The organism is Methanosarcina sp. DH2, assembly GCF_020804225.1.
Lineage (GTDB): Archaea > Halobacteriota > Methanosarcinia > Methanosarcinales > Methanosarcinaceae > Methanosarcina.
In genome coordinates, this window is record NZ_WJBI01000005.1 from 206229 (window position 1) to 218855 (window position 12627).

Genomic DNA, 12627 nt, shown 5'->3' on the forward strand with positions numbered 1-12627 from the left:
CCCATGCTCTCACCGGACGCAGACGACCGGTCTTTCAAAAAATATCTGGAAAAGAACCTTGAAGCCTGAGTGACAAATTTTAAACCTTTCACGCTTATTTTGAAACTTTTTTCTGGCTCTTTCTCTTTTCTTTCCCTTCTTATTTTCCTTCATTGACACGTAACATAAAAATTAATTCTCTTGACTCTGGATACGCGTTAAAATTCGCAGATACATATAAACGCCCCCGCCAGCTTTTCTGACGGCCCTTCAAAAAAAGAAGAAATAAATAAGAAATAAGTAAGAAATAAGTAAGAAATAAGTAAGAAATAAGTAAGAAAGAAGTAAGAAAGAAGTAAGAAAGAAGTAAGAAAGAAGTAAGAAGGAAAAAGAAGTAAAGGGAAGGAAAATAGGAAAAAGAAACGTGAGAAAGCAACAAAGAGCTATAAAAGCAGAATTGGGTATTATCTACCGATTCTTTTCTTATTTTTCTCTTTATTTCTTCTTCTTTGTCTTTTTGGGGAAGACCGCTCTCCTTAGTCGGGAGTGACAAAAACCACACAATATGGCTAATACGGTTTTACGGGTCAGAATTCAGGATTCAGGATTTCGAGCCAGTCTTCAGGATTCCGAATTTCGAGCTAACCGCTTATGATTCAGTTCCCTATAACTTCATTTTTATGAGACCAGTTCACCTGTGAAGGCTTTCTACATGAGAGCGTCTATTTTTTAATTTTTTCCAGATATGAATCTCATTCGATTCTGGTTTAATGTCCTTTCAAAAATGTAAATTCCGAAATATTTCTTTCTTCATTTTTTGTATTGATTTTTCGGAAGGGAAATCAAGGATTCTTTTCTCGTAAAAACTCACAGATTCATTTATCAAGTTTCTATTGTCTGAGATATATTTAGGGAATCTTGAATCCAGGGTAAATGTGTAAGCCCAGTCTTCTTCCGATCTTATAGACCTTCCAATACTCTGGCACACTGAAATAGCAGTTTTGTATTTATAAAAAAATTTGTCTTTGTCCTTTCTTGTTGAGATGTAAAGATCACTTATATCCGGATACGGGACTTTAATCAAAATTTGAAACCTGGAGGAATCATCTGCAAGGTCTACACCCTCTGTCATGGAAGGGGTGCAAAGCACAGTAGGTTCAGGGGATTTTAGATGGCGGTTCAGAACCTCCAATCTATTGTGCTGGTTATGTGTTAAAATTCGGGAATGCCCTTCTTTACAATAAGATTTTAAGTATTTCGAGATGTCGGAATTTGATGTATGAATGATTCCTTTATATTTCGGGAACATTGATAATATGAAATCCACAGCCACTACCAGGTTAGCCCACAAAATCCGGTCGTTATTCAGAACCAGGTTTTCAAAATTCAGTTTGCCTATGGAAAGATGATATACTCCATGGTTTTCCGATGGGAATGTGGGAGGAATTGGAATAAAAATAGTTTCTTCCGGGTCAAGCCCCATGTTTCCGGCAAAATAAGAACAGTCCAGGATAGTAGCAGACATTATTATGCGGATTTTTCCAAACCTGAAAAATTTGTCTTCAGCGTATTCATTAATAAAAATGGGTCTGAAATTAACTGACTCAATTTCCTTATATTTTTCTTTTCCTTTTTCTTTTTCTTTAATTTCTAATATCCAGTTAGAGGGGTTTTTCCAGTATTCTAACAAAAATCTCGTTATTTTACCATGTAAGTTTACTATTTTATTGAGCCTCTCTACCCTGAGCTGGGCTTCATATTTCGATTTCTCGTTCTGGTCCCTTTGTGAATTAGCAACCAGGGATGAAATATCATCTTCATTATCACGTTTTTCTTTTCTTAACCTATCTTTGCAAACATCAATTAAATCCTCAATTCCACTATCAACTTTACTCCGTATAACTTTTACAATCTTATGGAGCTCCTTATCAGGATAATTTAATTCTTCCAGATTGAGAAATTCTTTTGCTATTTCTTCAGGAATTGTGTTTTGAATATTCTCCAGCCAGGAAGCATATACTTCCAGCTTTTCCTTCATTGTAACTTCTATGTTGCTAAGATCCGGAAAGTGAGAATCCGGCAGGAATTTTAAATTATTATTCGAAAATGTGAATTTAATGAAGTTCGCTACCTGAAATTCTATGTTATGCCCTTCATCAGCGATTAAGACTTCCCGTTCCCCAAAGTCGCCTACATAATTAGATTCTATTAAAAAATAATTGTAATTAAAAATCGTAATTGGCGAGTTTAAACCTTTCATTTTCTGGACATAATACTCGCATCTCTCCCGTTCCGCAGTTTTCCAGCATAGACCTCCTCTACTGGAAGAAAAGCCTGCAAAAAGAGTATTTTTGTCCTTTGCATTTTCATCCTTTGCATTTTCATCCTTTGCATTTTCATCCTTTAACTCTTTGTAGTCCAGATCGCATTTAACAGGTTTTCTGTCACATTCCGGTATTATATCCAATTTTTCCAGAATCTTATGCTTTTTATTTTCGCTGTCCTCATCTTCCTCTTCGTCTATGGAAAGTTTACAAAGGCCTTCAGAACACAGGTAATTAGACCTGTCTTCCTTTTTTTCTCCCATTTCTTTCAACATTTTACAAATCCAGTTTCCTCTTCCAGTGACTTCATTTACGCATTGAGGGTAATCTTCAACGTATTGTTTCTGGAGGGATTTCTGGTTGGTGCAGATGTAGGCATTTTTAAAATACCTGGCAATTGCAATAGACAACGCAGTTTTTCCCGAACCCGTTGGAGCCTGAATTATAAAGTTTATCTTTCCCCTATCAAGTCCTTCCTGAATTTTATCTAAAACATGTTCTTGATAGCCCCTGAATTCACCATGAGGGAAAAAGTCTTTTATGACCATATAAATTCCAGTTTAAATTTATAAATGGTATATATACTATAGTGTTCTGTAAGATTTATTAAACATTGCTTGGGCATGTTTAATCTGTTTTGCTCTTAACTTCTATCCAAGTCCATTTTTCCCATTTATGATCTCTTATCCTCTGTATCTCTTTTACGAAAAAATTAATTTTGTCGTCAACATTAACATCAACGAAATTTAGTGTTCTGAAAAATCCATCTCCAGGTATCCCGTGTTTATTTACAACAAGTGCAGCCAGAAAAGGATCTCCTTTCAGTTTGTTGTATACAACTATAAGGTTTAATACGTCTGTAAGTTGCTGCAGATTTTTTGGGTTATGCTCAAGCCCACATTTTTCTTCCATTTTCCCATATGTTATTGTATTTTTTGGACTATTTGCGATGGTAATAAGATAATTATAGACATTTTCTGCATTCAGTTTTATCTAAAATTATCACCTGTGAGATTCATCTTCGTTGAGCAACCATTTCAACTCCTCAATATCTTCGAGAATCTTTCCTTCGAGTTCCTCTATCTTTTCAATTATAATTTCCGGCTTTTCGTACCTGACTTCTTCATACTCGATCTCTTTGTATCTGGAAATGGAAAGATCGTAATTGTTAGCTTTGATTTCGTCCGCTGGCACGTAGAAGCATTTCCCTTTTTTATCGGCCGGGTTTTCTTCTCTTCATTTTCTGAACCGCTCGATAATGTCCGGAATATTTCCTTTTCTGTCTACCGAAGTCCGTTTATCGTCCAGGGAATACCCATCTGTTTCCATGTCGTAGAACCAGACATTTTCCGTGTTCCCGCCCTTTGTGAAGATGAGCACTGCGGTTGAGACGCCTGCATAGGGCTTGAAGACGCCTGAGGACATGGAAACTACCCTTCGACAGGCATTTTTCGAGCAGGAGCTTCCGGAGGTCTTTGTGAGCATTCGAGCTTCCGAAGAGCACGCCATCAGGTACGATAACGCCGCACTTCCCGCCAATTTCAAGCAGCCTGATCATTTTCTCTACGAACAGGAGTTCTGTCTTTGTGGTGCCAGGGTCAGCCTGTCGTTGATATCGTTTTTATCAATGCTCTCTTTGAAGGGAGGGTTTGCCAGGATAACTGTGAACTCTTCTTCTCAGCTATACTGGTTGGGAGCATGTCAGTAGGTTCGATAGAGGAGCCCTGATCCCGTGAAGGACCATGTTCATAAGCGCAATCCTCTGACCATTGTCGAGTCAAAATCAAAACCGTAGAACCTGTCCTTATGCAGTTTGTCCCACGCCTTTTGCTCGGTTATGTGGTCTCCGATCAGGTTGTGCCAGTCCCCTTCCTCGTCTTCAATGACCATGTCAGAACTTGTGTATTTCCAGAGGATATACCTGTAAGCCGTAAACAGGAAACCAGCCGTCCCGCACGCAGGGTCGCAGATCCTGTCATTAACGTCAGGGTCAACAAGCTCGACATCATCCTGATTATGTGCCTCGGCGTCCTGAACTGCCCGTTCTTCCCTGCAGTTGCAAGCTGGCTCAGGAGGTACTCGTAAATATCTCCCCGCACATCAGAACTCTGCCCTGAAATGTCGAGCTCATCAATGATCCCTACCGCTTCCTGCACAAGAGACGGCTTAGGGACCATGAATACAGTGTCCTTCATATGCTCTGAAAAAAGCGTCTTCTCCCCATCATGAATATCTTTGATAAACGGAAACACAACATCCCTGACGTGTTTCATCATCTCCTCAGCCGGTTTGTGCTTCCATTCCGACCACCTACACTCCTCATGTCCCTCAAAGATAGAAGCATAAGCCTGTCAGGTAGCATTCGCCCGCCTCTGTTCCAGCACGTCCATATCCTCAAGCCTTTTCATGAAAATGAGGTACGACATCTACTCAATGGACTGCAAAGGATTGGACAACCCTCAGCTCCAGAACCTGTCCCAGAGGGCATCTATTTTTGACTTTTTTTCGGGTGGGAGTCTCATGCGATCACCTGTTTCTAACCTGTTGTGAACGTTAGTTTCGGGTATTGGATTTTAAATGTTGTGCTTTGTTGTGGATTTTAAGTAGCAGTACTGCTAAAAAACAAGATTACAATCGTTATTTTTTTATATCATTACTTACATATATAAAATTGGTCCATAGGGTCAGTCCCTGATGTATGAAGAAGACGTACAAAGAAGATATGTGACTTAAGTAAGTAGAAACTTGACTAAGTAACTTGACTAAGTAACTTGACTAAGTAATAACTTGACTAAGTAATAACTTGACTAAGTAATAACTTGACTAAGTAATAACTTGACTAAGTAATAACTTGACTAAGTAATAACTTGACTAAGTAATAACTTGACTAAGTAATAACTTGACTAAGTAATAACTTGACTAAGTAATAACTTGACTAAGTAATAACTTGACTAAGTAATAACTTGACTAAGTAATAACTTGACTAAGTAATAACTTGACTAAGTAATAACTTGACTAAGTAATAACTTGACTAAGTGACTTAACTGAGTAATAACTTAAATAAGTAGTAAATTAACTGAGTACAGAACTAAATTACATAAAATTGGACCAGACCTTATGGATCACTTTAAAAGATTCTAAAAGGCTTTTCTAGTAAATTAATTCCTTATTTTAACTCAATTTTGGTTTTGGATTCTAATTATTCCAGGTTCCGTTTCGTGCTTGTTTTAGCCCGCATATGCTATCAGTTATTTCCAGTTTTCAGAACCCCGTACTCTCACCGGTCGCAGGCGACTGGCCTTTCAAAAAAAGCCCTTAAAAAGAGCCTTGAAGCCTGAATGTTGAATTCTTAAGCTCTGGAGTTCAGTTTTTTATGTTCCGGTTATCAGGAAAAGGCTTTTGCATGAAACTCTTATTTTTAACCTTTTTTGATAAGCCTTTTATTAGCTTGATGTTTTAACTTTTGGGTATTGTTTAGAGCATTCGTTTCCGGTGTTGGCTTTTAAATATCATTCCTATGCCACAATATGAGAGCATTAAGCATGCCTTTGTGACAAATTTCAGGATAATTCTCTCCCCATTAAGGTTTTTAAGGATTCTTTTCTGTAATCTGGTCATTTAAGGCTCAATAACTGATTTTCAGGATAAACTTCAGTATAAAAGCCAGGCTTGAGGGTTGAAGAAAACATACAAAGAGTATATATAATAATAACAGAATAAACTAATTAATTTAATCTTTGTAAATTAAGATCTTAAATGGACTGAGGAGGAATATAGTGGGACTTATTAGCGAATTTAAAGAGTTTCTTTATGAGTACAAAGTAATTCCCCTGGCAATTGCTTTGATCATGGGTCTTGCAGCTACTGCTTTTATAAAATCTTTTGTAGATAACATCGTCATGCCGATCATAACACCTTTCGTTCCCGGAGGGGCCTGGAGGACGGCAACGCTTGAAATTGGACCGATAGTGCTGGGCTGGGGTCCCTTTTTGGGAGAATTGATAAACTTCATTATTGTTGCATTCGTGGTCTTTATCATTGCAAAAAAAGTGATGAAAGAAGAAAAGGTAACCAAAAAGTAACTGAAAAACGCAGCTGTTTTATATCTCAATACAGTTAAGAATTAGAGTTGGTCTATAGTCTAAAGCCTTTCCAGCAGCATACAACCTGAATTTATTAAACAGCCCACCCTTTTCTTTTCCACTTTTTCCAGATTCAGAATGCCGCTAGTTTCCGTTTTTCTATCCTGGCAACGTTTAAAGGTAGTTGATTCACGATTGAATCTTCCCCGCGCTCTCACCGGTCGCCTGCGACCGGCCTTTCAAAAAAAGCCATGAAAAACAAAAATTAACTTTGCCAGCCGATTTTTTTAAGTTTTTCGTGGCCCGATTTATTTATGAAACCAATTTTCCTGTGAAGGCTTTCTGCATGAGGGCATCGAAGAGAGTATTGATTTAAGGGGAAGATTGTTTTGAGATTGCTCTATCTGCATCCTCACCGGTTTTTTTCTGTCCCTCTGAGTTTGTGGCTGCTTTGTGGCTTTTTTTCTTCTTTTTCTTCTTTTCCTTCTTTTTTTGTAAGACCGCTCTCCTGCGTCGATCGTGTCAAGAACTTCTTGATCCTGGAAACCGTGTTATAATTCACAGGTAAAAATAAACGCCCCCGCCAGCTTGTCTGGCGGCCCTACCTATAAAGAAGAAACAAGTAAGAAATAAGTAAGAAATAAGTAAGAAACAAGTAAGAAATAAGTAAGAAGGAAAAAGAAGTAAAAGGCAAAAAAGGAAGAAGAGGTTTGAGAAAGCAACAAAGAGCGATAAAAACATAATCGGGTTGTTATTTGCCTATTCTCTTCTCTTTTGTCTTTTGGGAAGGCCACTCCCCCTCGTCGAGCGTGACAAAAGGGTTCAATAGAGTCTCTTCGAATATTATGCTCCTCCAAGCAAGTTTATTCGAAGAAAGGATCAGCGACCTCCAAGTGATTCTTTATGTGGTAGATTATACCCCACCTTACTTCCCAACTCCAGCATATAATAATAAAATAAATTATTTTAAATCAATTATATCAAAAATTGTTTTCAAGCAAAAAATAATTTCGCGTAGCTTATTTTAATGACATTAAAATGTTTGACATAATATACTTTTTTCAATTATATTAAATTTCAAATTAGAAACAATCTTTCGTATCAATTATGATATATATTGCAAATGCATTATAAATGTACAGATTAAGAGTAATAGGGTTTCCTCTTAATCTTTGGGCTGGATCGCAGGTAGGAACTTGAGAATAAGGACTCAAAACTCTACCGTCTACTTCTTAGCTAATTTTTAGAAAACATTAACTCACTTTAAGAGTTCTTAACTTATTTTAAAAATCCTTGTTTATAATACCTTGGTCGTCCATCATTACGTGATTTATTTATTCTTACCCAAATTTGACAGATTCTAGTATTAATACATTGCATGGTTGCAAAAACGTATTGCTTTGAGGCATATCTATAGAATTATGCAAAGTCGCGAGGAATTTAAGAACATTATACTTAATAGAGGACGACTTGCTTCTTGTTAAACGGCATTATTCGATTACCGTGAACCTTATAGTGAATTCTGTCCCATTGTTCCTTTTCAGTTCAAACTCTCCACCTAACTGGTCTACAAGGGAAGCTACCAGCTGAAATCCAAGACTGTCAAGATCTTCAATTTCAAAGTTTTCAGGAATGCCCACGCCGTTGTCGGAAATGGTCAGAACGAAAGCGGTACTCTTACAGTTTTCGTTTTTGATTTCTTCTATACTGCTTATGCATTCTCTGTTTTCATCTCTACGTAGTTTGATTTGAATCTCTCCTTTGTTTCGGTCTGGAAACGCATGTTTGAGAGAATTAGAGGTGAGTTCATTGACAATTATTCCTAAAGGAACTGCAGTATCCATGTCAAAGAGAATATTTTCTTCAAGGTCCAGTTTTAAGCTGATATCAATATTTCCAAGCCTGTAGGTTCGGAAAAGATTCTCAACAAGTCTCTGAAGGTATGGCGAAAAGTTCAGGGTATTAGTTTCTCCACCTTTGTACAGTTCTTCATGAATAAGAGCCATAGATATAACTCTGTTCTGGCTTTCCCTGAAGGCTTCCAGAATTTCCGAATCTTGAATACACTCCCTCTTGTTGAACTTTTCAGCCTGAAGGTCAAGTAAAGAAGAAATTACCTGAAGGTTATTCTTGATCCTGTGATGAATTTCTTTCTGACGGGTAATATCTATTTTTGCCAGGGCTTCTTCTGCCTTTTTCCTCTTCAGAGCCTGTGTTATCGCCGGCGCTATAGCTTCAAGATCCTCCTGTTGCTCAGAGGTATAGCCGCCTTCGAGGTTTGCAACCGCAAGTATGCCCACCGTTTTTCCGTCCAGGATAATTGGCACGCCAAGAAATGATTTAATCGACGGATGTCCGTACGGTAAACCTATACTATTAGGGTGTGATTGCAGGTCATTGGTAAAGAAGCTTTTTCCGGTGTCAATTACACAGCCGTATAGTCCGTGCAGGATAAAATTACCTGGAGGACGGTGGTGTCCAGTTTTGTCATGCATCAGACACTGATTCCATCCAATTTCACTTATTGCGATATCGTGCAGTAGCCCGTCAGTGCCCACTTCACCAATGAAACCAATTTTACTGTCGGTTATTTCAAGAGCTACAGATAAACATTCTTGCCCTAATTTTTCTTCTGTTTCAGCCTTCACAATGCTGCCGAAGATTCTGTTAATTCCTTCAAGAATAAGATTGTATCTGCGTATCTTCCGTTCTTCTTGCTTGCGCTTTGTGATGTCGCTGGCGGCACCGAACCATTCAACAATTTTGCCATTTGCATCCATTATCGGAACCGCACGCGAGTACGTCCATCCTACACTGCCGTCAGCTCGCCGGACCCGATGCTCCAGTTTGAAAATGCTTTTCGTCCTTATTGCCTCATTGATGACGGCACTCACATGTGGCTGATCTTCCGGGAGAATGTATTCCTGAATCCAGGTAGGGCTTGAGCTTTCCGTGTCGGCGAGAAAACCCCGGCCACAGAGCCGGTTCATCTCGCTCCAATTTGGGTTCATGCGATATATCACTTCCGAACTGGCCGTCACAAGAGCGCGAAAGCGCTCTTCACTCTTCCGCAACGCCTCCTCGGTCCGTTTTCTCTCGGTAATGTCCGTCACGAAGCTGCGGTAGTGCAGCAGATTGCCCGGGGTGTCGAACACCGGCTGCACGAAAAGTTCTACGGGTACACGCGTGCCGTCCCTGCGGAGGTATTCTTTTTCGTAACGGACGGGTTGCTGGGTGCGGAGAGCCTCAGCTAGGCGTGCGGCCTCATCCTCACGCCATTCAGGTGGGGTCAGGTCGGTATTCCAGGTCAGTTGTTGCTGGATCAGTTCTTCGCGGCTGTAGCCGGTGAGGTCGACAAACGCCTGGTTGAACGTGAGCAACCTGCCATCCGGCGCGCCGATACCGAAGGGCATGTCGGCTTTCTCCACCACGTCGGCCAAGAACCGTTCGTGCTCCGTCACCTGGTGTAGCGTCTCCTCGCTTTGTGCCCGCTCTATAATATCTGCCGCATGCCGGGCGAGAAGGTTAAGCAGATGAAGAGCGTGATCATCAGGCCGGCCCGGCGTTTTATAGTGTGTCGAGAATATGCCGAGGGGCCTTCCCGACCGACTCACGAGTGGTGTAGACTGAACCGCTCGCACGCCGGCCTTAAGCTGGATTTCCAGTGCAGGGGTGCCGACAAAGATAGGGCTTTGTTCAATGTCTTCTACAATGACTCTCTCTCCGCGCCCGAGAGCCGTGCCACAGACTCCCCTGCCCTCAGAGACACTGTTCCAGAAGTCCAGCCACCACTTTGGAAATCCACGCTGAGCCACGATCTTGAGGGCAGATGATTTTGGGTCCAGTAACTGGATGTTGCCAAAGTCAGCGCCGGAAATGGCGATTGCCGCATCAACGATCTCGCCAAGGACTGGTTCCAGGTTACCTTCACGCACGAATAGCGTGCCGAGTTTCTGCAGCCTTTTCATGACGTCCAAGTCGAACACCAGCTGTTTTTCGTTCTCCTTCAACGCGTCTTCTGCCTGCTTTCTCTCGGACAGTTCCATTTTAAGATTTTCAAAAAGGCGAGAATTTTCCAGAGCCAGTGATATCAGTGAAGCAAGCTGAGATGCAAAATCTAAGTCATTATCATCGAATGTAAAAATAGACCTATGATAGTTGAAAAAGAGCACTCCGACACCTTTATCCCTGATGATAAGAGGGACAACCAGTACGGAACGAACGCCCCGTTTCTTCATGTGATTGCGATTCACCCGTTCGTCATTAAAAGCATCATTGATAACAACAGGCTTTCTTATTTTGATGGCAAGCACAGCATGCGGCTCTTCCTCATCGTTCATCTCCGATCCGATTATATCTTCTGGGAAACCATGAGCATAGCGCATGACCCAGCGCTTACCTTTTCTCAGAGAGATGGCAGCTGTTTCACACCCAACTGCCCTGGCTGCTTCTGAAACAGTCTTCTGCATCATCTCATCGAGGTCGAGGGTTGAATGAATGATCTGATTGATGCTCTCGATTGCCTCGCGGATAGCATCCCTCCTATCGAGCTCGATGACACTTTTCCGCGCGGAACTTTTTGATTGCTCCCATTTTCCTTCCTTTTTGATCAAAGCAAACTGGTGATTTGTGACAATATCGATAATTTCGATTGTATTGCATTTATCGAGGAAATAGGTACACAGAGCTATTATTGGATACTTGCCTATAATAGAATCCAGTTTTTTCTCATAATTAACGAAATCATTCAGGCTCTCTTTTTCCAGCCAGCATACACTTTCTGTCACTCTCAATCCGTCATAGCCACTGGCCAGAGCCAGATTGAGTTTTTCAATCCAGCCATCTAAAATTTTTTGTGAATTGAAAGCCCCTTCTTTTAAGTACCAATCAGCATAAGGAATGACTTCGATTTGCCCTTTATTAAAATAAGTATCAAAATTGGGAATAGACTTTCTCAAAGCTTTTTTTGCTTCTTCTACACTTAGAGATTCTGACGTAATCCAGATACAAAATTCATTATTTTCCAGTCCTGCTTTAAAGTAAGGGATAACTACATTCATCAGTTCTTTATTTATCTGGTGGAACTGGCAAAAATGTGTTCCCCAGGGTATATTCCCAACAACATCAACACCAGAAACTCTAATGTTATTCATGTTTTTCTCCGATACAAGGGTACAAAGTCAAAAAATTCTTGTCTCAATGTCCTTACTTTAAGTAAAGCCACAGATTTTATTTTATCTGATTCTAAATGTATTTTTGGGAACATACTTTTATTTTTTACGCCTATATAATTATTTGCTTATAAAAGTACAATTGATAAATAATTATCTACAGAGTTTTCTATAAAGCTGCATTTATGTTTCTGCATATCTAAGAGAATTTGTCAAAGAATTGCGACAAAAATATAATGGTCTGTTCCGACAAACTCCTGAAGCTTGGAAGTAGACTATTGGAACAATATATTTCTTTAATGAATTTCTTAATTTAAAATCTGGAAGATATCAATCTATTATCAGACAAATAACAGATAGATTTAGACCAAATTGAAGACATTAAACAATTAAAGGCAGTAAAAAAGTAATGAAAGAACAACTCCTGAAGGCATATATCAACTGCATTCCCAAATATAGCCTCTCCGAAAATGTCATGCTCTCCCAAGCGCGTTTATTCGAAGAATGATCAGGGCCTCAGGAGATTCTTTTATTATGGTACAGATGATGCCCCATTCCCTAATTGGACTTCCTAACTCCAGAATATACTAATGACATAAATTATTTTAAATTAATTATATCAAAAATTGTTTTCAAGCAAAAAATAATTTGACGTAAAAATTTCAAGCGTATTATAGAAATTTTCTTATGTAATTTCTGTTCTTATGCAATTTCTGTTCTTATGCAATTTCTGTTATTTTCAATTACATTAAAATTTTCAATATAATATAATTATTCAATTATATCCAAGTTTAAAATAAAAACAAATTTTTCTTATCAATTATGATATATATGACCATGCCATTATAAATGTACAGATTAAGGGTAATAGGGTTTCCTCTTAATCTATGGGTTGGATCGCAGGTAGGGCTTGAGAATAGGGACTCAAAACCCTACCATATCTACTTCTTAGCTGATTTTCGGAAATCTTAACCTATTTTAAAAGTTTTTAACTCATTTTAAAAGTTCTTATTTGTAAAATCTTATATCCGTCTTAAATTCACACTTCTACCTAACTTGCGTCTCGTGAAT

General features: G+C 39.2%; 9 protein-coding genes and 1 pseudogene. 2 read left to right on the top strand and 8 right to left on the bottom strand.

Features of this window, described 5'->3' with window-relative positions; genetic code table 11:
* Nucleotides 1-757: 757 nt before the first annotated feature.
* The 5 genes and pseudogenes from FXV91_RS09760 to FXV91_RS09780 all read right to left on the bottom strand — a co-directional run.
* Complete coding sequence (locus tag FXV91_RS09760; protein WP_229390395.1) at nt 758-2851, bottom strand: ATP-dependent DNA helicase; 2094 nt, start codon at nt 2849-2851, stop codon at nt 758-760.
* A 79-nt stretch (nt 2852-2930) separates the two neighbouring features.
* Nucleotides 2931-3215: a hypothetical protein gene (locus FXV91_RS09765; protein WP_229390396.1), complete on the bottom strand. Its 285-nt coding sequence runs from the start codon at nt 3213-3215 to the stop codon at nt 2931-2933.
* A 90-nt stretch (nt 3216-3305) separates the two neighbouring features.
* Nucleotides 3306-3497: a hypothetical protein gene (locus FXV91_RS09770; RefSeq protein ID WP_229390397.1), complete on the bottom strand. Its 192-nt coding sequence runs from the start codon at nt 3495-3497 to the stop codon at nt 3306-3308.
* Nucleotides 3498-3539: 42 nt separating this feature from the next.
* Nucleotides 3540-3728 carry an N-6 DNA methylase gene (locus tag FXV91_RS09775; RefSeq protein ID WP_229390444.1) on the bottom strand — a complete coding sequence of 63 codons (189 nt, stop codon included), beginning with the start codon at nt 3726-3728 and terminating at the stop codon, nt 3540-3542.
* A gap of 76 nt (nt 3729-3804) precedes the next feature.
* A pseudogene (locus FXV91_RS09780) lies at nt 3805-3861 on the bottom strand (hypothetical protein); the annotation flags it as partial.
* A 26-nt stretch (nt 3862-3887) separates the two neighbouring features.
* On the opposite strand from FXV91_RS09780, the gene FXV91_RS09785 reads away from it, so the two are divergent.
* Entirely contained in the window at nt 3888-4031 is a 144-nt protein-coding gene (locus FXV91_RS09785) for a hypothetical protein (protein WP_229390398.1), read from the top strand.
* An 18-nt stretch (nt 4032-4049) separates the two neighbouring features.
* Here FXV91_RS09785 and FXV91_RS09790 read toward each other — a convergent pair whose 3' ends face one another.
* On the bottom strand, nt 4050-4193 hold the full coding sequence (locus FXV91_RS09790) for a hypothetical protein (RefSeq protein ID WP_229390399.1): 144 nt from the start codon (nt 4191-4193) through the stop codon (nt 4050-4052).
* Nucleotides 4154-4579 carry an N-6 DNA methylase gene (locus FXV91_RS09795; RefSeq protein ID WP_229390400.1) on the bottom strand — a complete coding sequence of 142 codons (426 nt, stop codon included), beginning with the start codon at nt 4577-4579 and terminating at the stop codon, nt 4154-4156. Before FXV91_RS09795 ends, FXV91_RS09790 begins: the two co-directional genes overlap by 40 nt.
* Before the next feature lie 1500 nt (nt 4580-6079).
* Between FXV91_RS09795 and FXV91_RS09800 the strand changes: the two genes are divergently transcribed.
* Nucleotides 6080-6385, top strand: a complete 306-nt coding sequence (locus FXV91_RS09800; RefSeq protein ID WP_229390401.1) for an MscL family protein — start codon at nt 6080-6082, stop codon at nt 6383-6385.
* A gap of 1490 nt (nt 6386-7875) precedes the next feature.
* On the opposite strand, the gene FXV91_RS09805 is transcribed toward FXV91_RS09800, so the two are convergent.
* Nucleotides 7876-11538 (bottom strand): GAF domain-containing protein, encoded by a 3663-nt coding sequence (locus FXV91_RS09805; RefSeq protein WP_229390402.1) that lies wholly within the window; start codon nt 11536-11538, stop codon nt 7876-7878.
* Nucleotides 11539-12627 lie beyond the last annotated feature (1089 nt).